Consider the following 25,679-nt stretch of genomic DNA (forward strand, 5'->3'; position numbering starts at 1 on the left):
TATGTCCTTTACAAAAAAGCACCTCGACGCGGTTGAGGCGGCCATTGCTCGCGGTGAGAAAACTGTGCGCTACACCGACCGTACCGTGGAATACCGCACGGTCGATGAACTGCTCAAGGCGCGTGAAGAAATACGCTCGTCACTTGCCAGCGCCGCCGGGCCGCGCTCACGTGTGGTCCGGCTGTACCACGCAGGGAAGGGGGTCTGATGGCCCGACACTTCCCAACGCTGACCCGTAACGGATTTGTCCTGCCGTCCAACATCAAGGCCAGTTACGAAGGCGCTGGAGAAGGGCGCCGCTCCACTGGCTGGGACGCTCCCGACAACGGGATCAACAGCATCAACACTCCCGCCCTGCGCAATCTGCGGTCGCGCTCGCGGGCGGCGGTTCGCAACGACCCCTACGCCTTCAACGTCATCGACAAGCGCGTCAGCAATCTGATCGGCACGGGCATCACCCCTCGGCCGACGACTGATGACGATGCGTTGCGCAAGCTACTGCAGGAGCTGTGGGGGGATTGGGTCGATGAGTCGGACGCGGATGATCGCACCGACTTTTACGGCCAGCAGGCGCTGGTAGCACGCACGGTTGAAACCTCGGGCGAGTGCTTCGTACGGTTGCGTCCGCGCGGACTTGATGAAGGCTTGGCCGTTCCGCTGCAGCTGCAGATCCTCGCGCCGGAATTCGTTCCGCACGACAAATTAGAGAACACCAAAAACGGCAACGTCATCCGCGCCGGCATCGAGTTCACCCCCGGCGGCAAGCGGGTGGCGTACTGGATGTACCTCTCGCATCCGCGCGATGCAGCCTCGCTGAACGCCGGCTACAACCAGTTGGTCCGCGTGCCGGCGGCTCAGGTGCTGCACATCTTCGAACCGGTTGAGCCTGGCCAGTTGCGCGGTGTGCCGCGCTTGTCGCCGGTGCTCAAACGCCTGCGCAGTCTGGACAACTACGACGACGCGGTGCTGTTCCGTCAGGAAGTGGCCAACCTTTTTGCCGGTTTCATCAAGCGTCCAGCGCCGGACTCGGGACCTCTTCCCAGAGATCCGGTGACCGGTCAGCCGCTCGATCTGGATCGAGACAGCTTCACCCCGATGGTCGCGCTCGAACCCGGCACCATGCAGGAACTGGGGGCAGGTGAGGAGGTTGAGTTCTCCAAACCGCCGGACGCGGGCAACAACTACCCGGACTTCATGCGTCAGCAGTTGATGGCTGCGGCAGCGGGATCGGGTACGCCTTACGAGATCCTCACCGGCGACATGCGCGGGATTAACGACCGAGCGCTTCGGGTGGTGCTCAACGAATTTAGGCGTCGTCTGGAACAACTGCAATTCAGCGTGTACGTCCATCAACTTTGTCGTCCTGTACGGGCGGCGTGGATGGACATGGCGGTGCTGTCTGGCGTTCTGGTGCTGGACGATTACGCACAGAAACGCCGCCAGTACCTGCGTACCCGATGGGTTCCGCAAGGCTGGGCGTACATCCAGCCGGTTCAGGATGTGCAGGCACGCCGGATGGAAGTACAGGCCGGGTTTTCTTCTCGCAGCGAGATGGTCCTGCGCACCGGCTACGACGCCGAAACGGTCGATCTGGAAAACGCCGCGGATCTGGCACGGGCCACAAAACTGGGCCTCAACTACAACACCCTTGATGCCGTCGAAGACACCGACGACAAGGAGCAACCATGAGCAAACAAGCGCGACCGCGCATTTACAACCGCGCAGGCAAACGCGTCGAAGTTCAGGACAAGACCTGGTACGCCCTGCAGGCCAGCGGAGAGGCCACCGAGCGAGTGATCGAGGTTTTTGTCTATGGCGAGATCGGCGCATGGGGCATCACTGCCAACCAGTTCGTGCAGGATCTGCGCGCCATGGATGATGGTGTTTCCCCGGTGATCGCCGCGTTCAACAGTATCGGCGGCGACCTGTTTGACGGTCTGGCCATGCACAACGCGCTGTCGCGTCTGGGCGAGCGTTGCACCGGACGAATCGATGCGCTTGCTGCCAGTGCCGCGAGTGTCGCCGTGTGCGGTGCACACCGCGTAGTCATCGCGGCGAACGCCATGTTGATGATTCACAACCCATACACCTATGCAGGCGGTGGCGCTGAGGACTTCCGCCGGGTCGCTGATGTATTGGATCAAACCTTGGAGGCGATCATCGCGGCCTATAAAGCCAAGGCGCCCGACATCGATGACGCCGAACTGCGGCGAATGGTTGATGCTGAAACCTGGCTGACTGCTAACGAAGCGGTGGCTCTTGGTCTTGCAGACGAAGTCGGAGACGGCATCAAGGTCAAGGCATGCCTCGGTCAAGGCGCGGTGTTGCAACGGTTCCAGCACGCTCCGGTTGAGTTGGTGGCGCAACTCGACGAACCACCTGAACTGGATCCTGAACTGGAACCTGTGGAGCCGCCTCTGGTGCCACCCGTAGTCGACTCTGCCAAGTTGGCATTGATGATCACTCAGCGCTGCACGGCGGCGGGCATCAGCAACCTGATCGAGCCGCTGCTCAAGTCCACCCAGCTTGAAAGCGAGGAAATCGTTCTCGCCGGCCTGGCACGTGCCAAGGCGGTGAACGACCTCTGCGTGGCCGCACGTCTGCCGGAATTCAGCGCCGAATATGTCGCGGCCGGTCTGGATGCGGCGGCGGTGCGGGCACGTCTGTTCGACAAGATAGTCACCAGCGGTAAGGGCTTTGAAATCGACAACAGTCTGCCGCTGGCGGACGACCCGGCACCCAAGGTGCTGGCCAAACAACCTGACCCCAACTCGATTTGGGCTGCTCGCCAAGCGGCTCAAACTGGAACCGCGCGCGGCGCGAAAGGAGCATGAGCATGACCATCAAACAGGAACCGATGCACGCAGGTGAATTCCTGCTGTCCGAAGGCGCCGGCACGATCTCGCGTGAAGCGATCAACGTCGCGGCGGGTCCAGCGTTGTGGCCGGGACAAATCCTCGGGCTAGTGACCGCCTCCGGTGAATTCGCACCCTACGAGCCGACTGCTGAGGACGGCACCGAAAACGCTGTCGCCATTCTTTACGGCCCGCTTGGCGAATCCGATGTGGTGCGTCGCGGTCGCGCCGTGGTGCGGTTGGCCGAGGTCAGCGAAGCACAGCTGACCGGCCTGGATGTGGCCGCCGAGAAAGCACTCGCCACTCATTTCGTGATCGTTCGCTAAGTCGATCCTTTTTTATATGCATCCCGCCGCGTGCGGGATTTTTCGTTTCTGGAGAGTACCCATGGCCGATATCGCCATTTTTGACGACGAAGCGTTTACCGTTACTTCGCTGACTGCTGCACTCAATGATCAACCTTACCTGCCAGGGCGCATCAGCGCCTTGGGACTGTTCCGTGAGGAAGGCATTACCACTCTGACCGTGCAGATTGAAAAAGACGGCGACACCCTGGCACTGGTGCCTGCTGGCGAGCGTGGTGGTTCTGGCCTGGTGGTTGCGGCCAGCAAGCGCACCCTTATCCCGTTCAACACCGTGCATCTGCCTGAGCGCTTCACCATCAAGGCCGACGAGATCCAAGGCATTCGCGCCTTCGGTACTCGCACTGAGTTGCAGGCGGTGCAGGACGTGGTCAATGCGCGCCTGGCTAAGGCGCGGCGTCAGTTGGACGTCACGCACGAATTCCAGCGTATGGGCGCACTGAACGGTCAGATCCTTGACGCCGATGGCAAGACCGTACTGCTGGATCTCTATGAACGCTTCGGTGTGCAGCGTCAGAAGTTGCCCATGGGCTTGGCAGACCCAAAAACAAAGCTGCGTGTTAAATGCGTTGAGGCGCTGGATATGCAGGAAGATGCTCTCGGCAGTGTGACCAGCACCGGCTCTCGCGCCTTTTGTGGCAAGACCTTTTGGAACAGCCTGATCGTCCATGATGCAGTCGAGAAAACGTATCTCAACAGTCAGCAAGCGGCAGCTTTGCGCGGCGACGCCCGGGAAAGTTTCGAATTCGGCGGCATCACCTGGGAGCGCTACCGTGGCAAGGTGGCGGGCGTGTCTTTCGTCCACGACGATCAGGCGCTACTGGTTCCGGAAGGTGTGCCCGATTTGTATATCTCTGCGTTTGCACCTGCTGACTATATGGAAACGGTCAACACCCAGGGCATTCCCTACTACAGCAAGATCGAGCCGATGCAATTCGGCAAAGGCATGGCCGGCGAAGCCCAGTCCAACCCGCTGCACATTTGCACTCGACCGCGCGCCCAGATCCTGCTGGAACTCTGACCGTGGGCTTTCGCGATCTGATCACCGAGGTTGACGCGGTGGTGTTCGAAACGCTGGGCGACACTGCACGGATCGAGGGTCGCGAAGAGCCAGTGTTCGGCATGTTTGCCGCGCCTTGGCTGCAACCCAAGTTCGGCAAGCTCAACACCGGCTTGCGCGAGCCGCGTTTCGAGATTCGCGTCAGCGATTCGCACGGTCTGGAGCAGGGCATGCTGGTCAGCGTTGACTTGCCTGCCTTGGACGGCGGTGGTGACTACGACCTGATTCAGCTTGAACCCAGCGGTGACGGACTGGTAGCACTGATTCTGAGGTTGCGCCCATGAGTGTCGGTAGCTATTTCAAACCCTCGGCCGGGGGCGGGATGATCTCCATCCAATCCTCGGCCGCAGACTTTCAGGCGTTCCAGGACTTTGCCAAGGTGGTGCCGAAAGCGGCTGCGGCGGCGCATCGGCGCGCGATCAACAAGACGTTGGGCTGGTTGCGCACGCACATCGCCCGAGCCGTTAGTCGGTCCGAGCGCATCGCTGTTGCAGCAGTGCGTCAGCGGTTGCGCAGCTATCCGGTTTCCGGTGGTGCTGGGAGCGGCAAGTTGTGGTTCGGTTTGAATGCCATTGAATCCAGCCGGATCGGCCGGGCGCGGCAAAGCGGCAGCGGCGTGTCAGTGGCAGGGCGGCGTTACCAAGGGGCTTTCCTCAAGAAGGTCTACGGCAACAAACCCGACATCTGGATCCGTACAGCCAGCAAGCATTTCAACGCGGACGACTACCCCGACAGTACGGTGTCACCCGGTCGCGGTCCGAGTTCGGGTTGGGTTGCCGAAAACGGCAGTCGTTTCCCGTTGGCCAAGGCCAAGGTGTCGCTGGAGCAAGCCCGACCGCACTTTGAAAGCTGGGTAAAAAAAGCGGATGAGCGCCTGCTGGAGATCCTCAAGCAGGAACTCAACTTTGAGCTGCAGAAATACCTCAAGAGGATCGGCAATGTCTGAAGAACCGTTCAGCCTGGACCAGCTTTATCGGGCGGTAGAACAGCATCTGCGCGCTCAGCTTCCTGGCGTGCATGCAGTCACGGCCTGGCCAAACATTGCGGATCGCGTGTTGCTGCCAGCGGTGTTTCTTGAAGTGGCTGAGATCGAGCCGGGTACCGATATCGGCACCGGCGAAACTTCGCTGATATTCAAGTTTGAGGCTCGGATCATTGTTGACCCGATCAAGGCGCACCATCATCAACAGGCCGTGCAATTGGCGACGCAGTTGGCGGTGCTGCTGCGTTCGCAGACGTGGGGGTTGGCAGTTGAACCCGCCGAGTTTGTGCAATCGCTGCAGGACTGGACCCAGCCGCACCTGGATGGATACACGGTGTGGCTGGTGGAGTGGACTCAGCAGGTTTATCTCGGCCTTGAGGAATGGCCGTGGCCGGACGAACCGCCGGGGTCGTTGGTGTTTGAAGTCGATCCGGGTGACGGGCAATTCAGGCCGGAGGATCTGCCGTGAGTTACGCAAGCGCGCAGCATGACCGCATGATCGCGGGTGCGGTAAAGGCTTGCTACGTGGTCGCGGTGGATCTGTCCGCTTCGCCGCCGGTATGTCGCGTGTCGGATGGCAGTGAATGGGTCAGCGCTTGGGTACGGTGGCACAGCATCGCCGCCGGCAAGGCCAGGCACTGGCGGGCGCCGTCTTTGGGCGAGCAGGGCAGTTTGATCAGTCCCAGCGGTGACGTGTCACAAGGCACATTTGTCCCGGGCTTGTATGGCAATGCCGGGCCGCCGCCAGATAATCGCGACCATGTCGAGGTCTGGCGTTTTGATGATGGCGGCTCGCTGGTCTACGACTGGCAGGCCAAGTCTTACACCATCACCCTGCCGAGTGGCACGGTGGCGATCAAGGTCGGCGGCACGGACGTCGTCGTTACGGATAACGCGGTAACGGTGAAGTCGGGAACGATTGATCTTGAAGCGACCGTGAATATCAAAGGGCCTGTCAATATCGACGGCGCGTTATCCGTAACGGGCAACATCGACGGCGCTGGAAACATCATGGCCGCCGGCAACAGCGACAACCACCACAAGCATTAACCCAAACATTCATCCAGCCCGCCAAGTGCGGGCTTTTTCATGCCTGGAGAACCACATGGCCAAGATCGATATGACCTCAACCGATGCGCAAACGTCCACGGAACCGGCATTGTCATCCTCAACTTACTCATCGCCTGAGTCCTTGAAATTCCGCGACAAGCTCTACACGTCGCGACTGGTGATCGTGCCCGGTACCGACCGTTCCTATCCGGTGGAGAAGGCGACGGTCGTGGTGCCGGCCTCCGACATCGAGGCGGTCAAGTTCCTGAAAGCCAGCGAAGAATACGAGCCGTTCAAGGAGTGACATCGATGATCGGAATGGATCGCCAGACCGGCCTACCCATATCCGGCATTGAGCACCTGCGGCAATCCATTGCCGACATCTTGAGCACGCCGCTGGGCAGTCGCCGGCACCGAATGGAATACGGCAGCAAGCTACGGCGGTTTGTCGATTTACCCATCAACGAAGGCTGGAAAAGCGCCGTACAGGCTGAGGTTGCCCGCGCTCTGGGGCGATGGGAGCCGCGTTTGAAGTTGGATCAGGTGCGCGTCATTTCCGTCATTGGCGGGCAAATCAATTTGCAAATCGTCGGGAAGTACCTGGGCGACAGCGTCACGTTGGAGGTGGCTGCATGAGTACCGTAGATCTGTCGTCGCTGCCGGCACCGACTGTGCTGGAGCCTCTGGACTTTGAAGAGGTTTATCAGGACGGGCTGAGCGTGTTTCGCGGGTACATGGGCGGCAACTGGACGGCCGCGCTGGAAAGCGATCCAGTCGTGAAAGTGCTTGAGGTCGGGGCTTACAACAAGGTCGGCAATCGCGCTCGTGTTAATGACGCTGGCAAAGCGCTGTTACTGGCGCATGCCATTCGCGGTGACCTCGATCACTTGGGCGCCAACGTCAATCTGCAGCGCCTGGTCATTCAGGCCGAGGATCTGCTGGCGGTGCCGCCGGTGCCCAAGGTCATGGAAGAAGACGACCCGTTTCGCGAGCGCATCCAACTGGCCTATGAAGGTTTGACCACAGCCGGCCCGCGCAACAGCTACATCCTGCATGCACGCAATGCCTCTGGGTTGGTGGCAGATGCCACGGCGGAAAGTCCGAAGCCTTGTTACGTTACGGTCACGGTGCTGGGGCTGGATGGGGAAGGCGAAGCGCCGCCAGAGCTGCTTGCCACGGTGGCCGCCGCGCTGAATGACGACGACGTGCGGCCGGTTGGTGATCGGGTGACTGTGCAGAGCGCGCAGGTGATCCGTTACGAGATTGATGCCATTTTGCACATGGCCAGCGCTGGCCCTGAAGCGGATGCCAGTTTGGCCGAGGCGAAAAGTCGCTTGGCAGCCTGGATCAATCCACGTAAGCGGCTGGGTGTAGAAGTCGCACGCTCCGCTGTTGACGCCCAGCTGCACGTTGCCGGCGTTGCCCGGGTTGAGTTGGTCGGGTGGCAGGATCTGGTCCCGACCAAGGCGCAAGCGGCGTTCTGTACGCGCTTCAACGTGAGGCTGGCGGGCTGATATGAAAAGTCTACTTCCGCTCAACAGCACGCAACTGGAACGGGCCATGGAGGCCGCGAGTTTCGAAAAGACGATTGTCCCGCTCCGCGACCTCTACAACGCGGACACCTGCCCAGTGCATCTGCTGCCGCATCTGGCATGGGCGTGGTCGGTGGATCGCTGGGATTACCGGTGGAGCGAAGCTACCAAGCGCGCGGCAATCAAGGCGTCGTACTACATCCACAAACACAAGGGCACCATCGGCGCGCTCCGCCGCGTGGTTGAACCGTTGGGCTACCTTATCGAGATTGTCGAGTGGTTCCAGACCGTGCCCGAGGGCGTGCCGGGCACCTTCGCGTTGAAGGTCGGCGTTCTCGACACCGGCATCACCGAGGAAATGTATCAGGAGCTTGAGCGCCTGATTGACGACGCCAAGCCCGTCACGCGGCACCTGACTGGGTTGGCGATCAGCCTCGAAACTCAAGGCGATTTGAATATCGCCGTGTCCCTCTACGAAGGCGACGAAATCGACGTTTACCCGCCGGTGATGCGTGACATCGAAGTGACGGGCCGCTTCGGTGTGGTCGGTCGTGAACACTCCATAGATACCCTGGACGTTTATTATGATTGATGCGAATTCGCAGTTTTTCGCGATCCTCACGAACGTGGGGATGGCCAAGCAGGCGAATGCTGACGCGCTCGGCATTCCCTGGCTGATCACCCAAATGGGCGTCGGGGATGCCAACCCGGCCGGGCTGGTAGAGCCGCCCAATCCGGTGCCGTCGGCCGGTCAAACCAAACTGATCAACGAATGGCGCCGCAAGCCGCTGAACCAACTGAAGATCGACCCGGTTAACCCGGCGGTGATCATCGCCGAGCAGATCATTCCGGCCGATGAGGGCGGTAATTGGATCCGCGAAATCGGCTTGTACGATGCGGACGGCGATCTGGTGGCGGTGGCCAACTGCGCGCCGAGCTTCAAGCCGCTGCTGTCGCAAGGCTCGGGCCGCACGCAAATCGTGCGCATGAACTTCATTGTCACCAGCACCGGCAACATCACGCTGAAGATTGATCCGGCGATTGTGCTGGCCTCGCGGGCCTACGTTGACGCGGCGATTCTGGAGGTTTTGCCCAGGAACAAAACGGCCGGCCAATACACCCGCGTCAAGGTCAACGATCGCGGGGTTTTCGTGTCGGGTGACAATCCCGAAACGCTCGCCGGCATGGGTATCACCGACACCTACACGTCTACGCAGGTCGACGCATTGATTGCGAAGGCGACGGCTATGCCGGTCGGCGCCATCGTGTCGTTCCCGGTCGACAAGCAGCCGGCCGGGTTTCTGGAGCTGGACGGCAGCGTCAAGAGTACGGCCGCGTACCCGGATCTGTCGGCCTTCCTCGGGACGGCCTTCAACAAGGGCAATGAGGGCGCCGGCAGTTTCCGTCTGCCGGATCTACGCGCTGAATTCCTGCGTGGTTGGGATCATGGCCGGGGTATTGATTTGGGCCGAACGATTGGCAGCGCCCAGCTCGGTACGCTCGCGGTGTTCGACAGCAACGCAGGTGGCGGCGCCTCGGTTGACATTGCGCGCGCCACGGCGGTCGAAGCGCAGGCTGACTTTTACAAGGATTCGGATTATCCCGGCGTCGGCATCACCTACACGACATCGGGCGTGACCTATGGTCAGTACCCTTCAGGCGGCGGCGTGACCCGTCCGCGTAACGTGGCGGTGATGTGGTGTATCAAGGCGTGGAGTTCGCCGGTTAATCAGGGTGTGATTGACGTCGGTGCTCTGGCGGATGAGGTACGCAAGGCTACGGGGCGCCTGATCGGCACGCGAAAAATTCGGGCAACACAGGTTTATTACTCAACGCCTGGCACCAACAAGATTCGGGTCAAAGGTCAGGGCGCAGGCGCCGCTGGTGGCGGTGCAGCATCAACCGGCGCCGGGCAGGTTTCCGCCGGTTGCGGTGGCGGTGCAGGGGCGCCGTTTGATACGTGGATCTCCAGCGGTTTCGATGGTGTGACGGTCACCATCGGCAAGGGCGGAATCGGTGCGCTGATCGCTCAAGGTGGTAACGGCGGGACCACTTCTTTCGGGTCTTTTGTCACCGCGCCTGGCGGAATCGGCGGTGGGTTTTCGGCAAACGGCGCGCCGCCGTTGTACCTCGGACAAACCCCAAATTCGCAACCGTCGGTCGGCGCCACCTTCAAAAACGGAACGGGCAAAGGTGGTGGGGGCGTTATTGGGCCGAAGGTTGACTTTGTCGTGTCTGGCGAGGGCGGCGCTAGTGAAATGGGGCCGGGTGGCAACTCAATTTCAATCAGTGCGCCGGGTGCTGATGCAGTCAACCCGGGTTCGGGTGGCGGCGGTGCCGTTGCGACGCCTTCCTACCCCGCGCATTTGCGCGGTGGTCACGGTGCTGATGGCTGGGTCGATATAGAGGAATGGACATGAGTATTTATGCGCGGATCTACGACGATCAGGTGTTTGAGTTCGTCGAGGTAGCCGGCGATATCTCGACGATGTATCACCCGTCCATGGTCTGGGTGTGCATGGATAGCATCAAACCGATGCCGTCGGTTGGCTGGAGTGCGATCAAGGTCGACGGCACTTGGCAGTTCGCGCCACTTGGTCCAGTGATTGTGACGCCTGAGCAGCAGGCCGAAGCCGTTGCCGCCGAGCGCTTCAGGCGTGAGGCGTCCGTGGTGTACGTCGATGGCTGCGTGGTGAAAACGGATCGAGAGAGTGCTGCGCTTGTATACGGCCTCGGATTTTCGGCGCTTAGAGATCCCGACTACTGCTGCAACTTCAAGGCAGTGAACGGCTTTTTCGAACTTGGCTCGGAGCCAGTTCTCAAAATCGCGGAAGCGGTACGGGCATACGTTGATGCCTGCTTTGACCGTGAAAAACAACTGTCAGACCTGATCGCTTCGGGTCATTACTCCGACGACATGCTGACTGAAGGCTGGCCAGATTCATCGCCGCCGGATCCGGCAGATTTGCAATAGACGCCCCGCACTGACGGGGCGTTTTCTTTTCCGTTACGCGTAACACCAACACCCTCACAGCCTCGCTCATGCGGGGCTTTTTCGTTTCTGGAGAATGAGCCTTATGAGTTTTTTCCACGGCGTCACGACCACGTCGGTCGACACCGGCGCACGCACCATTTCGCTGCCGTCGTCGTCGATCATCGGCCTGTGCGACACCTTCACCCCGGGCGTTCTTGGCGGCGGTACAGCCAAGGCCGGCGAACTGAAATTGATCACCACCGAGCGCGAGGCCATTGCCGCCTTCGGCCCTAACTCGGCGATCACCAAGGCCTGTCAGGCGATCTACGCCAAAGCCAAAGCGGTGATCGTTGCCATCGGCGTGCCCAAGCTGGAAGACGCGGCGCTGCAAACCTCGTCGATCATCGGCGGCGTTCTGGCCACGGGTCAGCGTACCGGCTTGCAGGCGTTGCTTGATGGCAAAAGCCTGTTCAACGCGCAGCCGCGGCTGTTGATCGCGCCGGGTCACACGGCCACCCAGGCGGTGGCCACCGCGCTCGACAGCCTGGCGCAGAAGCTGCGCGCCATCGGCATCATCGACGGCCCGGGTACGACCGACGAGGCCGCCATGGCCTACGCCGACAACTTCGGCAGTCGCAACCTGTTCATGGTCGACCCGGGCGTCAAGTATTGGGACACCGTCAGCAGCTCGACGGTCGATGCGCCCGGCTCGGCCTGGGCGGCGGGCCTGTTCGCGTGGACGGATGCTGAGTACGGTTTCTGGGCCTCGCCGTCGAACAAGGAATTGACCGGCATCACCGGCACCGGCCGCGCGGTCGAGTACCTGGACGGCGACGCGACGTGCCGGGCCAACCTGCTCAACAACGCCAATATCACCACGATCATTCGCGACGACGGTTACCGCCTGTGGGGCAACCGCACGCTGTCGAGCGACCCGAAGTGGGCTTTCGTGACCCGCGTTCGCACGCTGTTCATCCTGATGGATGCGGTGCAGGCCGGGCACAAGTGGGCGGTCGACCGCTCGATCACCAAGACCTATGTCGCTGATGTCACCAACGGCCTGCAAGCGTTCATGGGCGATCTGAAAGCGCAGGGCGCAATCATCAACTTTGAAGTGTTCCCCGACACCGAGCTGAACACGGCCAGCCAGATCGCTCAGGGCAAGGTGTATTGGCGCATTCGTTTCACCGACGTACCGCCGGCAGAAAACCCGAATTTCCTTTTCGAAGTCACCGAGCAATGGATGACCGAAGTGCTTGAAGCAGCCTAAGGGGGCGTAGCAAATGATTCCTCAAACCTTGTTCAACACCAACCTGTTCGTCGACGGCGTGAACTTCTCCGGCGACGTGCCGAGCCTGACGCTGCCCAAGCTGACCACCAAGACCGACGAATATCGCGGGGGCGGCATGGCTGGCCCCGTCGAAATGGATCAGGGGCTTGAAAAAATGGAAGCGTCCTTTGTCACCAAGGGCGTGCGCCGCGAGTCGCTGAAGTACTTCGGCCTGGCTGACGGTACGGCGTTCAACGCCACGTTCCGAGGTGTCTTCAAGGGCCAAAAGGGCGCGGTGACAGCGGTCGTTGCCACCCTGCGCGGTCGCCTCAAAGAGGTCGATCTCGGTGACTGGAAAGCCGGTGATGCGGCCGAGATCAAGCACGCCGTTTCGGTCACGTACTACAAGCTCGAAATCGACGGGCGCTTGATGTACGAAATCGACATGGTCGCCGGCATTCAGGTGATCGACGGCAAAGACCAACTGCTCGAAGTGCGCAATGCGCTCGGCCTGTAAGGAATAGATCCAGATGACTCAAGCAATCGCTAAAAACCTGCCGGCCTGGCTTTCGCTCAGTGCACTCGGTGCCGTCGTAACCCTGACCCGTCCAAGCCAAGCCAATAGCATCGACGTCGAGACGTTGAACCTGCGCAACCCGACCGTGCGTGAAGTGCGCGCGGCTGATCGTGCTGCCAACGGCGATGATGAACAGCGCGAACTGATGCTGTTCGCAGGTCTGGCCGAAGTCGGACTGAAGGATCTGGAAGGCCTCAAGCTGACGGATTATCGCCGTGTGCAGACGGCATATTCGCACCTGGTACCGAAAACCGATTATTCGGACTCGATGCCAGCGTGGTTGTCGCTGACCACAGATCAGGTGCTGGTAACGCTGTCGTGTCCGAGTGAAATCAACGGCGTGACCGTCGACAAGCTGGCCTTGCGTTCGCCGACCGTGGGCGACGTGCGGGCGGCCAACCGTGAAGTGGGTGGCGATGATGAGCAGCGCGAGCTGGTGTTGTTTGCTGCATTGTCCGGTGCGCCTGTCGCGGATCTGGAGGGCCTGAAGCTGGTGGATTTTAACCGCTTGCAGGCCGGCTATTTTCGCATGGACAACGACGACGGGCTTTAACCCCAGCGTTATCAAGTCGGCGGCGAAACGTCTGGCGGCGGAAACCGGATTTTCCGCCGCCGAGATCCAGTCGATGCCGTTCGCGGATATGGTGTGGTGGCTCACGGATTGAGCCGCCATCGGTAGTGCTGGGCACATGAGGGCCATGACATGGCAAACAAACTCGCCCTCGGGCTGGTGATCGGCGGTGCCGTCAGTTCCACGGTCGGCGCCGCGTTCAAGGATGTGACCGGGCGCATCAAGCGCCTTGAGGCTGAAGGCAACAAAGCGCGCATGCTGCAGCGCACGATTGGCGACACCATCCGCCTGCGCGAAGAATGGAAAAAGGCTCACGACACCGGCGCTGCCGGCGCGTCCAAATTACTCAACCGTTTGAACTCGAACCTCGACAGCTTGAAAAAGCAGGGGATCGAGGTCGGCCGGCTGGAAAAAGCCTATCGCTCGATGGGGCAGACGGCCAACAAGGCCGAGCTGAAAGCCAAGGGTCATCAGCAGATCGATTCTGGCGTAAAGGGCATGAAGGGCGCCGTCGGTGCTGCGGTTGTAGGTGTCGGTGCCATGGCGGTACCGGCCAAGGTCAGCGCTGATTTTGGCGCCATTGTGCGAGACATCGCGATCAAGGCCGGCATTGCCAACAAGCCGCAAGAGCAGGAGATGTCGCGCAAGATCATCGACACGTCACGCGATACCGGCATGGCGCGCAACGATGTGGCCGACGTGGTCAATCAGTTGGTCGGCGCCGGTATGGACCTGAGCAAGGCGCTGGAATACGCGCCTGTCGCGGCCAAGTTTGTCGTGGGGCAGGGATCCAGCGGCGTCGACACGGCGAAGATGATCAACGCTCTGGGGCAGAACGCCAAGATCACCGACCCCAAGCAGATGCAGCAGGCGCTGGAGGCGATCGCTTACCAAGGGCAGGCGGGCAGCTTTGAAGCGGCCGACATGGCCAAGTGGTTTCCCGAGCTGTTGGCCAACATGGCCAGCAACGGCATCACTGGCTTGGATGCGGTGACGCAATTGGGCGCCATGTTGCAGGTGCAGATGAAACAGGCCGGCAGTTCGGACGAAGCGGCCAACAACCTGAAAAACTGGATGGGCAAAATCGGTTCGACCGATACGGTCAAGGCTTACGAAAAAGCCGGGATTGATTACAAGGGATCGATGCAGACCGGTTTGCAAAACGGTATGTCGACGCTTGAGACCAGCATGGCGCTGGCTCAGAAATACATTCAGGCGACCGATCCGAAGCGCGCTGCGGCGATGGCCGAAGCGACATCGAAAATCAGCAAAGAAGCCGATCCGGATAAGGCCAAGGCCATGATGGCCTCGCTGGAAGAATCCCTGCGCACCGGCGACCTGTTCGCCGACATGCAGGTCAAGGCCGCACTGTCGGCCTACATGCAGAACAAGGCGCTGTACAGTCAGCTCAAAAACGATTCGCGTGACGCGACCGGGATCCTCGACAAGAACCTCGCCGAGCGGCGCGAGTCGTCATCGCAGAAATGGGCGGAAATGGCCCAGTCGATGGACGACGCCATGCGCAGCATCGGCGATGCCTTGCGCCCGGTGACGGACACCGTGGCCGAGTCGTTGACCAAGGTTACTAAAGGCATTACGTCGCTGACGGACAGCGCGCCCGGGGTGGTTGCCGGTATCGCCACGGTCGGGGCGGGGCTGATCGCCTTAAAAGGTATCTTCAGCACGATCAAGATCAGCAAGGGGCTGCTAAACCTTGCGCGTGGGTCGCGCGGTGGCAGGAATGGGAGCGAAACCCCAAATAAAAACCCCGGAGAACTTGATCTGGTAGCGACTGGCCTGGATGTTGTTTCGCGGGTGAAGGATGCGGCAACAGGCGGTGGCCTTGGTACTGAAAGTGGTGCAGGTAACGACGGCGTCAAGAAGGTTTTCGTCGTCAATGCCGGCGCTATGGGTGGCGGTGTGGATGCGTCGGGCGAATCGCGCCGACGTGGACGTGGGTCAAGGCGCAGCGCTCGGCGCCGGTCGTTGCCGAGTTCGAGAGGTCCTCGCCCGTCTGTGCCTCGTTCCCCTGTTTCGATCCCATCGCCATCAGTCCCTTCCGTTCCAGGTGGAGCATTGTCCAAGCTCGGCGCCGTCGCAGGAACCGTCGGTAAGGTCGGCAAGGCGGCCAAGGTTATTCCGGGCGGCACCCTGCTGGAGTCCGGCGCGATGGCTTTTGAAACCTTTCAAAACGCCAAGACCAAGGACGAAAAAGCCGAAGGTTACGGTTCGGCCGCTGGCAACCTGGCCGGCACCGTGGCCGGTGCAGCAGCAGGCGCCGCCATCGGTTCGGTTGTGCCGATCATCGGCACCGCTATCGGCGGCATGATCGGTGCTTACCTGGGCAGTCAGGGCGGTGCGGCGCTGGGCGGGTCGTTGGGTAAGTCGCTGTTCGGCAGTGAGGATGAAAAGCCCGAGCAAACGGCAAAGGCGCCGGTGCCGACCACGCCGCTCATGATGGCATCAGCGGCGCAGCAAGGCCCAGTGCTGGGGGATGTCGCGCGCTCGATGGCGGTAACGGCGCCGCTCAAGTCGGCAACGCTGGCTATCCAGCCCAAGGAGGCTGAGAAGCCAGTTCCGGCCAAGGTCGATCAGCAGTTTCAGTATTCGCTGAGCATGCCTGTAACTGTGCAGGGGGATGTTAAAGACCCGCAAACCTTGGCGCAGGATCTGATGCCGCACATGCAGCGAATGATGGCGGATGCGGCGAAGAGTAATGCCGCCAAGCTGTACGACGAACCCCATGTCTAAGGAGGTTACATGGCTTACATGGAGCAAATGCAATCGAGCCTGAAGTATTTGGTCGATGCAGCGGAAACCGGGCGGCGCAGTGCTGACGGCATGCTGACCCCGGTCAACGGTGCGATCCGCGAACTGACCGGCGCCGCGTCGGAGCTGGAAAACATCCCGTTTGTCGGTCCGGCCATCGGCGCCAAACTTCAGCGGGTGATGCGTGGCGTCGATGCGGCTCAGGCCAAGGTTGGGCAGGTGGTGGCGGTGTACGGCCGCGCCACCCGGGCGGCGGCTGAAGTGCAGGATCGGCTGGGTACGTTGAAGGAACAGGCGGGCAAGGCGGCCACGGCGATCAACAACGTCGCCGGCAAGGTCAGTCCCTCGCTGGCCAACATCGTGCCCACCAGTTCCTTTGCCGGTGAGGTCACGCCGGCGCCGGAGGCGGTGAAGCCGTTCCCGCACCTGATGATTATTCAGCCGCGCGATCCGAAGATTGAGCCGTATTACTTCAACCTGGACACAGCAGCTTTCGACGAGCTGAGCCGTTCGACCGAATTCCGCTGGGCTTCGCAGGAGCGGCTAACGCGCCGCCCGGCGAAGCAAGCCATCGGTATGGGCGATGAAAAGTTGACGCTCAAGGGAACAATCTATCCGGGCTTCAAGGGTGGGTTGAAGCAGCTCGACACGCTGCGTTCCATCGGGGCGAGGCTGCAACCGCTGACCCTGACCACGGGTTATGGCGAGGTGATCGGGACGTGGTGCCTGAAAAACATCAACGAGGAACAGTCCGCGCTGCTGCACGGCGGGATTGCTCGCAAACAGGGCTTCACTCTGGAGTTTGAGCGCTATGGCGACGACATGCAGGACGTCTGACGGCGACATGCTCGATGTCATTTGCAACAACGTTTACGGCCATCTGAATGGCAGCGTCGAGGCCGTGCTCGATGCCAATCAGGGGCTGGCCGATGAGCCTCAACCGTTCCGGTCGGGCGTGATTATCGTCCTGCCGGATTTGCTTAGACCGACCGAAGAAAACTTCTCGCTGTGGGATTGATGGTCTAGAGTCAGGTTGCTCGTTTCTAGTTCTTGCAGCTTCATCCCCTTCAAAACCCGCCCTGTGCGGGTTTTTTTTTGGAAATAATCCATGACTCCGATGTTTCGAATCGTCGCCGATGGCGCCGATGTCACGGCCAAGATCAATGATCGGCTGTTGTTGCTGCGCACCTCTGACAAGCCGGGCATGGAGTCCGACGAGTTTGAGTTGCGCATCGACGACCGTGATGGGCAAGTGCAGTTGCCACGGCGTGGCGGCTCAATCGAGATCTACCTAGGGTATGCCGAAACGACGTTGGCGCGCATGGGCAGTTACACCGTGGACACGGTCGAGGTGTCAGGCCCACCGGATACAATCGTGATCAAGGGCAAGGCCAGCGACATGCGTGGCAGTGGCAAAACCATCCGCAGCGGAAGCTGGGAAGACGTGCCGCTATCCAAGATCGTGGCTGACGTCGCCGCGCGCAATGGCTGGCAACCGGTGTGCCCGGTGTCGACTAAGGTCGCCCGGGTCGACCAGCTTAACGAGTCCGATTTTAACTTCATCACCCGTCTGGCCAAGCAGTACGACTGCACAGCCAAGGTCGCCGACAGCAAGCTGTTGGTGATGCCGCGTCAGGGTGGCCAGACAGCCAGCGGTAAGACGTTCGGCGCCATTACCCTGACTCGACGCGACCTCAGCCGCTGGCAATTCAGTCTCGGCGATCGCAATTCGCACAAGGCGGTGGCCACCAAACATCAGGACAAAAAGAACGGCAAGCTCGCGGTGGTTACCATCGACAACGATGACGCTCCGGACGGATTGCCGGCAGTGCATACCGACCGCCATATCTACCCAGACAAAGGCGCTGCTGAGGCGGCAGCGAAGGCACGTCTGTCGGCGTTCAACCGCTCGACCGCCGATGTACGGCTTGAGATGCCCGGCCGTACGGACATCTTCGCCGAGCGTCCCATCATCGCTCAGGGTTTCAAGGTCGGGCTTGATGGTGAATACCTGGCGGATTCGGTCGAGCAGGTGTTCACCCAGTCCGGCTGGTCGACCACGGTCGAATGCAATGCCGGCAAAGCCGGTAAATCCAAGGGCAAGAAAAAGAAAGGGCCGAAACCAGCACTCAAGGTGGTGAACATCGAGAAGCAATAGCCGCATCCCATCGCCGCCTGAGTGCGGTTTTTTTACGTCTGGAGTTTGTATGTCCATCACTGAACAACAGCTGCAAAGCATCATGCCCAACGCCCGCCGCCAAGCGGGTGTTTTTGTATCCGCCCTCAACGCAGCCATGACCCATCGACAGATCAATACGCCGAAACGCCAAGCCGCGTTCCTGGCGCAAGTCGGTCACGAGTCGGGCCAGCTGCAGTACGTCCGCGAACTGGGCGGCGACCAGTACCTGAGCAAATACGACACCGGCAACCTCGCTGCAAAACTGGGTAATACGCCGGCAGCGGATGGTGATGGCCAGCGCTATCGCGGTCGCGGCCTGATCCAGGTCACTGGCCACGACAACTACCTGCGCTGCAGCTTGGCGCTGTTCGGTGACGAGCGATTGCTGCGCACGCCTGAACTGCTGGAGCTGCCGCAGTGGGCCGCCGAGTCGGCCGCATGGTTCTGGTCCGTGAATGGGCTGAATGCGCTGTCCGATCAAAACGAATTCAACATGATCACCCGCAGGATCAACGGCGGCCTCAATGGCCTGCAGGATCGGCTGGAGTTGTGGGGGCGGGCGAGGGCGGTGCTATGCGTCTCGGCGAACTGATCCCGGCGCCGTATCGGCTGCTGGCTAAAGGTGTGCTGCTGGCCGTTTTAGCCGGTGCTTCCGCCGCCATCGCCTGGCAATTACAGGATTGGCGCTACGGCAAACAGCTCGCAGAGCAGGCCCGACTCCACACCGAAACCTTTAACCAGTTGGCCCTGGCCACGGTTGCGCAGCAGCGTGCCGAACAGGACAAACGCTTTGCGCTCGAGCAGCGCCTGGCTACCAGCGAACAAACCCATTACCGAGCCTTGAGTGATGCCCAACGTGATCAAGGTCGCCTGCGCGACCGTCTTGCCACTACTGATCTGCGCCTGTCAGTCCTACTCGATGCCACCACCGGCGCCGACAACGGATCGGTGTCAGCCACCTCCGCCACCGGCGGCGTGGTTCATGGCCCCACAAGAGCCGAACTTGACCCCGCGCATGCTCAACGAATTATCGGCATCACCGATGACGGCGACCGGGGGCTGATTGCCCTCGCGGCCTGTCAGGCATACGCCAAAGAAGTCTCAACACCGAAGTAAAAAAGAGCGGCCGGTCCGGATGCGTCAACATCCTGATCGACCGCCGTCCCTGCAGATGGTCCCTGCAAGTCCAGCCAAGGCTCTTGCTCCGTGCACAAAGCGCGGCGAGCCTAGCACCTGTTTATCCATACAGTAAAGGTCTTGCTTTCAATGTCTACACCCATCATCCCTTGGATGGGCGGCAAACGCCGCCTGGCCGACCGCCTCATTCCGCTTTTTCCGCCTCACGAATGCTACGTTGAAGTCTTTGCCGGCGGTGCCGCGCTCTACTTCATGAAGCCCCAGCCATCGCCGGTCGAAGTCCTCAACGACATCAACGGCGACCTGGTAACGCTTTACCGCGTCGTGCAGAACCACCTCGAAGAGTTTGTGCGCCAATTCAAATGGGCGCTCAGCTCACGGCAGGTGTTCGAATGGCAGAAAATGACCCGCCCCGAAACTCTTACCGATATCCAGCGCGCCGCTCGTTTCTTCTATCTGCAGCACCATGCCTTTGCCGGCAAGGTCTCCGGTCAGACGTTCGGCACGGCGACCACCGCTCCGGCCATTAACCTGCTGCGCATCGAGGAAAACCTCTCGGCCGCTTGGCAGCGCTTGTCCGGCACCTACGTCGAAAACCTCCCCTGGCTTGAATGCGCTGAACGTTACGACCGTGCCCACACCTTCCACTACATGGATCCGCCTTACTGGCAGACCGCCGGCTACGGCGTGGACTTTCCGTTCGAGAACTACGAACGGATGGCCGACTTCATGCGCCGCTGCAAAGGCAAAGTGATGGTTAGCATCAACGATCACCCGGATATCCGTCGTGTGTTCGAGGGCTTCCACTTCGAAACACTGGACATTCGCTACAGCAACACCAATCAGCGTCAGGGTAAAGCCGAGTTGAGCGGTGAACTGGTGATCATGAATTGGCAACCATCCCTGATGGGGGGACTGTTTTAAGTCATTACCTTTATTCTGCTACATTTAACACGCACAAAAGGAGTTTCGGTAACCTACGCCGCATAAGGAAAATGAACATGACGTTGAAAACTTTAATTTCAAATGATTTGCCGATGGCTGGTAGAGCGGGTGGGGTAATGACATCAGAAAGCATCGCAGATCCCTCCATGGCGGCATTGACTCCTTCGGCGAAGACGCGGGATGCCAATGAGGAATCGCAATCTTTTCCATCATCAAAAAGTAATGCGCTGGATACCGCTCTGCGGAAAATAAAGACCATATGCGTGGCGGGCGCTTCGGCCTCTTCTAACCAAGCGAAGGTGGATATTATATCCGCTACAAGTTCCTACAAAAATGCAATAGGACAACATGGTGCTGTGGATGTCTTCCGCCAAAGAATGATAAGGACTAAAGGGCAGCTCGTAAATAGCGTTGCCGAAGATCTAAATAATGTTGCTCATGAAGTAGAAGATTTAGCTGCTGGCCTCAGTCAGTCAGATCTAGATGCGGTTGTGGACTTTATAGATAATGTTGTAAGGAAGGGTTTTACGAAAGTCCTAGACGTAATTTGTGATTTTATCATTTACGCGGTGCAGCACTTGTCAGATTGGATTGGTGAAGCGTTCGAGGCGATTAGCAAAACATTTTCACAAAACGATGCATATATAAAAAGTGAGTTTGCTTAATCAGACTGATTCTCTCCTCCCCTATCGAGAGATGGGGAGGTTCAATATGAGTGGCTTTTTGTAAGATCAGTTGATTTCACCATAGTCTTCGTCTAACAAAGTATTTCCATTCGTTAGTAGAAATCATCATTGGCGACTAACGGGTAAAGCTGAAGAAGGGATCGTGTGGCATTTTCTCCTTCAGGATCTAGATCGGCGCGGCGCGATCTCTAGCCCAATTTGGTCGCCACCCTCAACGAACCATGTCGGTGTGTTGACACTCGCTTGCTTAGCGGAATGACCAGGTGAGTGCTCGTCTCAGCGGTGTAGCGTTCGAACCGCAGATCGTCGACGGTACTGACTAAGGCGTTGGGCATGCTGAGCGCAGCAACGAAGTCGTGGATCCCGCTGTATTGCGAAAGCCGTCAGCACATTGCCTGCCCGCCTATCTGATATTTCCTACAGAAATTGACCGCAGGCCTTTCTGAAAGTTAACTGTACATTCGTACAGTATCGGAAGTCGTGCGTCATGAGCTTTTCAATTCTAGGCCCTGTAGCGGTGGGTGGTCGAAAGCTACCCCTGTGCCTGTTTCAGGTGCCGGCTGGTTTTCCATCACCGGCGGCGGATCACATCGAGGCACACATATCACTGGATGAGGTGCTAAACATCCGCGCGCCACACGTCTACCTGGTGACCATCATCGGTGAGAGCATGCAAGGAGCTGGAATTTTTGAAGGTGACCTGGCGATAGTCGACCGTTCGCTGGAGCCGGCTCACGGCCACATAGTGGTGGCGTTGCTGAACAATGACCCGGTTTGTAAGCGCCTGTGCTTCCGCGGCAAGGACGTGATCCTGCTTTCGGAAAACCCCAAATACCCACCGCGATATGTGCTTGAAGGTGACGAGCTTTCAATCTGGGGAGTGATCACCGGCAGCGTGCGCAGCCATGTCTAAATCCCCTCCGGTTTTTGGCCTGATCGACTGCAACAGCTTTTACGCAAGTTGCGAGCGTGTGTTCCGCCCAGACCTGGCCAAGGTGCCCATCGTAGTGTTGTCAAATAATGACGGTTGCGTCATCGCACGCAGTTACGACGCCAAGCCCTTTGTGAAGATGGGCGAACCGTATTTCCAGATCAAGCACAAGCTACGGCAACACGGCATCGTCGCGTTCTCTTCGAACTACGCCTTGTACGGGGATATGAGTGAGCGAGTCATGACCTTGATCGAGTCGATAGTTCCGGCAGTCGAGGTTTACAGCATCGACGAAGCTTTCGCCGATCTCACCGGCATTGAAGGGCTGGACACAGTCGGTCGACAGATTCGCAGCCAGGTGCTGCGGTGCACGGGAATCCCGGTCGGTGTCGGCATTGCTCCCACCAAGACCCTGGCCAAGTTGGCCAACCATACCGCTAAGCGTTTACAGGCTCAGACTGGTGGGGTTGTGAACATTTGCGACCAGGTTAAACGCGACTGGGTGCTACGCAACACCGATGTTGCAGAGGTGTGGGGTGTGGGTCGGCGGATGAAAATGCATCTAGACGCCCTAGGCATCAAGACCGCCATGGACCTGGCCAAGGCCGACGCCTGGTCACTGCGTAAGAACTTCAGCGTGGTGATTGAGAAGACCGCGCGAGAGTTGGCCGGTACTCCGTGCCTGGAGCTGGATGAGCCCGACCCGCCAAAACAGGAAATCTGCTGCAGCCGGATGTTCGGCAAGCGGTTGAAGGAGTTGCCACCCATCAAGGAAGCCGTGGCCACCTATATGATGCGGGCCTCGGAAAAGCTCCGCGCTCAGAAGTCGCTATGCAAAAAGATCAGGGTCAGCATCCGCACCGGCATGTTCAATCCCGAGGAAGCCAAGTACGCGAATGGGGTGGTGTTGGATCTGCCGTACCCGACGGACGATGTGCGCCTGCTGACCAAGGCGGCGGTCGACGCGCTTGATCGAGTGTTTCGCCCGGGATTTAACTACAGCAAGGCAGAAGTGATGCTTCTCAATCTGTGCCAGCCCGGTCAGTACACCGATGATCTGTTTGCTATCTCTCAGCCGGCAGAGGCGACCCGGGTTATGGCGGTGCTGGACGAAATCAATGGTCGTTGGGGTAGAGGGACGCTTCGAGCCGCCAGCGTGCCAACCAACCCGGACTGGGGCATGCGGCGGGAAATGATGAGCCAGAGCTACACCACGAAGCTTGACCAACTTTGGAAAGTTTCGTGTGTTTGATACGGCGAAATGAGGCCATCACAATGCTCAAGTGAACGACCTCTTTCGGCCAATAGCGGACAGTCAGTTTTACATAAATTTGCTCACTTTTGCGGATGTGCGGCGGAGAGCTCACGCCTTCAAAAGGCATGAGCTGATATAATTATCCCTTCATCAATTCTAATACGGTTTTGGTAGGGTCGACGTTTATTTGAGGTGTCGCAGCTGAGCGAGATTCGTGAAAGTAAAATACCGAGTCACGTTCTTTATTGTTTAAAATCGACCTGGTTTTTTGATGGATGCCAGAGTATTGTTCTTCGATGAGTTTTATATTTGTACCTAAGTTTTTGATTTCGTTGATCACTGCTCCGCACATAATTCTAATGAGGATTTTTTTGGCGTATTCTTTACTGGCGAGGTTTTGATCTTTTGTAATTAGCGAGATCATAGAGTCCAGCCCATCACCTAACAAGTTCCAGGTGTTCGCCATGTTTTTTGCTGCGTTATAAGAGTCCTGAGAGTGTTGCGCCAAGCCTGTATAGCCTGCGACTAGGTTTTGTGTAGCTTTGATTTCATCCTGTAAAGCTACCTGTTTGTTAACTAATTCCGACTTTTCTTGTATTAGTTGCCAAAGCCTAACCCCTGTGGCTGCTTCACCGCCAATGCCTGCCGCGAGGAGTCCGATACCTCCTATCACTGCTGCTGTACTTGCGTTAGCAGTGAAAACCTCGGTGGCTGCGCCTACAAAAATAAGCACGCCGCCCGCGAGGATGCCCAGACCGCTTGCCGCAGCTAACGCAATATCCAAACTTATGTCATGTTGAATAGTTGTTATTTGATCAGTAATATTCTTCAACTCATCCACGTCGCCACCAGTTTTTGAGTGAAAGTCAGATACAAGTTTGCCGAAAGCAGAAGAATCACTAGTTAAAGAGTCGCGCAGTGTTGTGAGTTTTGCTACGACGTCGTTTGCTGTGTTTCGGTAATCGGACGTACTGTTTTTTAAGCTTGTTAGAATGTCCAAAAAATCTTGGATAGGCATGTCGGAGTTCAAAAAATTTGTTGATGACTGATGCAGAGCGATATAATTTTCCATATCCACTAGCGACCGTAATATTTTTGGTTGTAGGTCGTCTAGATAGTCCTTGGCGTGGGCTTTTGCACCGGAAAGGGCAAAGTTGATCTTGTCCTCTTCGTCTTTAAGGTGTGGAAAATTATGGAGCTCCATTGGTTGTTGGTTTAAGATGCTCAGCGCGTAAGCTTGTATGGTGATTTCCGCGCCGATATGTATTTGCTGCATTGATGTTATGGATTGCAGTGCTGGTGTGAGAGTGTCTGGTATTTCATTTTCTTGATGAGCGTTCATTTTATTTCCTTATAAGATTTTGGCTTTATTTGCTTAAGCCGCTGAGTGCTCTTGATGGTTTTTGCAGTTGTAGTTTAAATGCGAGCCAGTCGTTATCTGTATCCTGTGAAAAAGAGCTTTTGATCTCCGATAATTTTTAGTCCATCCAAATAATATTTGGCACTTAATTTAAATAAGCTTTGAGTTGCAGCTAGTGGGATTGCATCCAAGCCACTTTCTGCGAAGATTGAATCAATCGGGATTTGTGCCATCAATACTAGGGCGCTCTGCTGAGCTACTATATCCGCGTGGGTGAGTTTTTCGTTCTGAAGTGAAGTCTGGTGCACGGACAAAGAAGATTTTCCATAAATTGCAGGAGTTATAGGGCGGCTCTCAAGTTTCATTTTCATCTTAAAGTCCTTTTGATTTTGGTCTTCATGTTGGTGCGTAATGTTTGTTGCTGTTTTAACAACTATTCGAATTTTTCGTGGCGAGCTCCGGATTTTTAATTATATTTGCGGCGTGAGCAATCCTCTGGAGCCAAGCTAGATATCATCACTGAATATAGTGTGGTTCGGAAAGCGTGCCAAGAAAAAATGCTTGTAATTTTGGATTAGTGAAAACTCTAATGATTTCATAAGATTGTTGATTCCAGATGATGTCACTCTGAGTCTGATGCTTTATTGACGGTTTTGGTATCGAAGCTTAGCCTTCAATAGGCGCGTCCCCTGGGTGATACGTCGATGGCGAGTTCTGCACGCTGACGGCGGGCTGCAAATGGACGTTAACCTGACTGCCGATTAATCGGCAGCCTGGGCTCAACTCTGACTGGCGGGGAGAACTCGACACTGATTTTCAGATGCTGGGACGGGAAGCGCTATACCAACAAGGTAGTCAACGCAGGAAAAAATGGAGTAGAGGTTGATACGCCGTATCAAGTAGATGAAGATGGAAATATTGTGAATAAAGCAGAGGAGTAATAACGATATTTTCGAGAGGTGTAATCCCTAAGTAGTGAGAAATTATTTAATCGAGGCTGCCGCTCTTTGGAAGGGCATTTTGCACGATGGTGACTAGGAGTTATGTTGAGTGTCCGCTCGTGGCCGAAAGGGGTCACTGCTGTTAGCTCAAGTGAAATATGAGAGTTTCTGGTTTAGGGCAGAATTAGGGCAAATGATGGACCGCTGTAGAACGTCACGCGCCACGGGCGAGCAGATGAGAGG

The 25,679-nt window shown here is 58.1% G+C and carries 30 protein-coding genes and 1 pseudogene; 29 read left to right on the top strand and 2 right to left on the bottom strand.

From position 1 onward, the window contains the following. Position 1: 1 nt before the first annotated feature. The 28 genes from ACA043_RS09050 to umuC all read left to right on the top strand — a co-directional run bounded on the left by ACA043_RS09050 (position 2) and on the right by umuC (position 23,132). On the top strand, positions 2-208 hold the full coding sequence (locus ACA043_RS09050; RefSeq protein ID WP_008087653.1) for a phage head-tail joining protein: 207 nt from the start codon (positions 2-4) through the stop codon (positions 206-208). Further along, positions 208-1,689: a phage portal protein gene (locus tag ACA043_RS09055; RefSeq protein WP_497659003.1), complete on the top strand. Its 1,482-nt coding sequence runs from the start codon at positions 208-210 to the stop codon at positions 1,687-1,689. The genes ACA043_RS09050 and ACA043_RS09055 overlap by 1 nt, the downstream gene beginning before the upstream one ends. Then, on the top strand, positions 1,686-2,834 hold the full coding sequence (locus tag ACA043_RS09060) for a head maturation protease, ClpP-related (protein ID WP_497659004.1): 1,149 nt from the start codon (positions 1,686-1,688) through the stop codon (positions 2,832-2,834). Before ACA043_RS09055 ends, ACA043_RS09060 begins: the two co-directional genes overlap by 4 nt. 2 nt (positions 2,835-2,836) lie before the next feature. After that, positions 2,837-3,181, top strand: a complete 345-nt coding sequence (locus ACA043_RS09065) for a head decoration protein (RefSeq protein ID WP_497659005.1) — start codon at positions 2,837-2,839, stop codon at positions 3,179-3,181. 61 nt (positions 3,182-3,242) lie between these two features. Continuing rightward, positions 3,243-4,238: a major capsid protein gene (locus ACA043_RS09070; protein WP_497659006.1), complete on the top strand. Its 996-nt coding sequence runs from the start codon at positions 3,243-3,245 to the stop codon at positions 4,236-4,238. 2 nt (positions 4,239-4,240) lie between these two features. Next, on the top strand, positions 4,241-4,561 hold the full coding sequence (locus ACA043_RS09075; protein ID WP_497659007.1) for a head-tail joining protein: 321 nt from the start codon (positions 4,241-4,243) through the stop codon (positions 4,559-4,561). Further along, a complete protein-coding gene (locus ACA043_RS09080; RefSeq protein WP_497659008.1) occupies positions 4,558-5,223 on the top strand; it encodes a hypothetical protein in 666 nt (221 codons plus the stop codon). Before ACA043_RS09075 ends, ACA043_RS09080 begins: the two co-directional genes overlap by 4 nt. Beyond that, entirely contained in the window at positions 5,216-5,728 is a 513-nt protein-coding gene (locus ACA043_RS09085) for a hypothetical protein (RefSeq protein ID WP_497659009.1), read from the top strand. The genes ACA043_RS09080 and ACA043_RS09085 overlap by 8 nt, the downstream gene beginning before the upstream one ends. Beyond that, a complete protein-coding gene (locus ACA043_RS09090) occupies positions 5,725-6,309 on the top strand; it encodes a phage baseplate assembly protein V (protein WP_497659010.1) in 585 nt (194 codons plus the stop codon). Before ACA043_RS09085 ends, ACA043_RS09090 begins: the two co-directional genes overlap by 4 nt. Positions 6,310-6,364: 55 nt before the next feature. Continuing rightward, positions 6,365-6,613 carry a hypothetical protein gene (locus ACA043_RS09095; protein WP_497659011.1) on the top strand — a complete coding sequence of 83 codons (249 nt, stop codon included), beginning with the start codon at positions 6,365-6,367 and terminating at the stop codon, positions 6,611-6,613. A gap of 5 nt (positions 6,614-6,618) precedes the next feature. After that, positions 6,619-6,945, top strand: a complete 327-nt coding sequence (locus ACA043_RS09100; protein ID WP_083352359.1) for a GPW/gp25 family protein — start codon at positions 6,619-6,621, stop codon at positions 6,943-6,945. Continuing rightward, positions 6,942-7,823, top strand: coding sequence for a baseplate assembly protein (locus ACA043_RS09105; RefSeq protein WP_497659012.1), 882 nt, complete (start codon positions 6,942-6,944; stop codon positions 7,821-7,823). The genes ACA043_RS09100 and ACA043_RS09105 overlap by 4 nt, the downstream gene beginning before the upstream one ends. Before the next feature lies 1 nt (position 7,824). After that, positions 7,825-8,433 (top strand): phage tail protein I, encoded by a 609-nt coding sequence (locus tag ACA043_RS09110; RefSeq protein ID WP_497659013.1) that lies wholly within the window; start codon positions 7,825-7,827, stop codon positions 8,431-8,433. Beyond that, positions 8,426-10,261 (top strand): phage tail protein, encoded by a 1,836-nt coding sequence (locus tag ACA043_RS09115; RefSeq protein ID WP_497659014.1) that lies wholly within the window; start codon positions 8,426-8,428, stop codon positions 10,259-10,261. The genes ACA043_RS09110 and ACA043_RS09115 overlap by 8 nt, the downstream gene beginning before the upstream one ends. After that, on the top strand, positions 10,258-10,815 hold the full coding sequence (locus tag ACA043_RS09120; protein ID WP_497659015.1) for a DUF4376 domain-containing protein: 558 nt from the start codon (positions 10,258-10,260) through the stop codon (positions 10,813-10,815). Before ACA043_RS09115 ends, ACA043_RS09120 begins: the two co-directional genes overlap by 4 nt. 103 nt (positions 10,816-10,918) lie before the next feature. Further along, on the top strand, positions 10,919-12,085 hold the full coding sequence (locus tag ACA043_RS09125) for a phage tail sheath subtilisin-like domain-containing protein (RefSeq protein ID WP_497659016.1): 1,167 nt from the start codon (positions 10,919-10,921) through the stop codon (positions 12,083-12,085). 13 nt (positions 12,086-12,098) lie between these two features. Beyond that, complete coding sequence (locus ACA043_RS09130; protein WP_497659017.1) at positions 12,099-12,602, top strand: phage major tail tube protein; 504 nt, start codon at positions 12,099-12,101, stop codon at positions 12,600-12,602. Between the two features lie 13 nt (positions 12,603-12,615). Continuing rightward, complete coding sequence (locus tag ACA043_RS09135) at positions 12,616-13,215, top strand: phage tail assembly protein (protein WP_497659018.1); 600 nt, start codon at positions 12,616-12,618, stop codon at positions 13,213-13,215. A 150-nt stretch (positions 13,216-13,365) separates the two neighbouring features. Continuing rightward, positions 13,366-15,984, top strand: coding sequence for a phage tail tape measure protein (locus ACA043_RS09140; protein WP_497659019.1), 2,619 nt, complete (start codon positions 13,366-13,368; stop codon positions 15,982-15,984). A 9-nt stretch (positions 15,985-15,993) separates the two neighbouring features. Further along, the gene (locus tag ACA043_RS09145) at positions 15,994-16,839 is read left to right on the top strand and encodes a phage tail protein (protein WP_497659020.1); all 846 of its coding nucleotides are present in this window, start codon (positions 15,994-15,996) and stop codon (positions 16,837-16,839) included. Further along, complete coding sequence (locus ACA043_RS09150) at positions 16,814-17,020, top strand: tail protein X (protein ID WP_497659021.1); 207 nt, start codon at positions 16,814-16,816, stop codon at positions 17,018-17,020. The genes ACA043_RS09145 and ACA043_RS09150 overlap by 26 nt, the downstream gene beginning before the upstream one ends. 90 nt (positions 17,021-17,110) lie before the next feature. Beyond that, positions 17,111-18,160: a phage late control D family protein gene (locus ACA043_RS09155; protein ID WP_497659022.1), complete on the top strand. Its 1,050-nt coding sequence runs from the start codon at positions 17,111-17,113 to the stop codon at positions 18,158-18,160. Between the two features lie 49 nt (positions 18,161-18,209). After that, on the top strand, positions 18,210-18,773 hold the full coding sequence (locus tag ACA043_RS09160) for a glycoside hydrolase family 19 protein (protein ID WP_497659023.1): 564 nt from the start codon (positions 18,210-18,212) through the stop codon (positions 18,771-18,773). Continuing rightward, complete coding sequence (locus ACA043_RS09165; protein ID WP_497659024.1) at positions 18,755-19,297, top strand: lysis system spanin subunit; 543 nt, start codon at positions 18,755-18,757, stop codon at positions 19,295-19,297. The genes ACA043_RS09160 and ACA043_RS09165 overlap by 19 nt, the downstream gene beginning before the upstream one ends. A 150-nt stretch (positions 19,298-19,447) precedes the next feature. After that, complete coding sequence (locus ACA043_RS09170) at positions 19,448-20,242, top strand: DNA adenine methylase (RefSeq protein WP_497659025.1); 795 nt, start codon at positions 19,448-19,450, stop codon at positions 20,240-20,242. 77 nt (positions 20,243-20,319) lie between these two features. Further along, positions 20,320-20,928: a hypothetical protein gene (locus ACA043_RS09175; RefSeq protein WP_497659026.1), complete on the top strand. Its 609-nt coding sequence runs from the start codon at positions 20,320-20,322 to the stop codon at positions 20,926-20,928. A 508-nt stretch (positions 20,929-21,436) separates the two neighbouring features. Beyond that, positions 21,437-21,862, top strand: a complete 426-nt coding sequence (locus tag ACA043_RS09180) for a LexA family protein (protein WP_497659027.1) — start codon at positions 21,437-21,439, stop codon at positions 21,860-21,862. Continuing rightward, positions 21,855-23,132: a translesion error-prone DNA polymerase V subunit UmuC gene (umuC, locus tag ACA043_RS09185; RefSeq protein WP_497659028.1), complete on the top strand. Its 1,278-nt coding sequence runs from the start codon at positions 21,855-21,857 to the stop codon at positions 23,130-23,132. The genes ACA043_RS09180 and umuC overlap by 8 nt, the downstream gene beginning before the upstream one ends. Before the next feature lie 142 nt (positions 23,133-23,274). Here the strand turns inward: umuC and ACA043_RS09190 are convergent, their stop codons facing one another. Both ACA043_RS09190 and ACA043_RS09195 read right to left on the bottom strand, forming a co-directional pair. Beyond that, positions 23,275-24,477, bottom strand: a complete 1,203-nt coding sequence (locus tag ACA043_RS09190) for an HBL/NHE enterotoxin family protein (RefSeq protein ID WP_497659029.1) — start codon at positions 24,475-24,477, stop codon at positions 23,275-23,277. 92 nt (positions 24,478-24,569) lie between these two features. Then, complete coding sequence (locus tag ACA043_RS09195) at positions 24,570-24,866, bottom strand: hypothetical protein (protein WP_497659030.1); 297 nt, start codon at positions 24,864-24,866, stop codon at positions 24,570-24,572. A 387-nt stretch (positions 24,867-25,253) separates the two neighbouring features. Between ACA043_RS09195 and ACA043_RS09200 the strand changes: the two are divergent. Next, positions 25,254-25,436 (top strand): annotated as a pseudogene (locus tag ACA043_RS09200) (ice nucleation protein); the annotation flags it as partial. Between the last annotated feature and the right edge of the window lie 243 nt (positions 25,437-25,679).

This window comes from Pseudomonas sp. LBUM1648 (genome assembly GCF_059716145.1).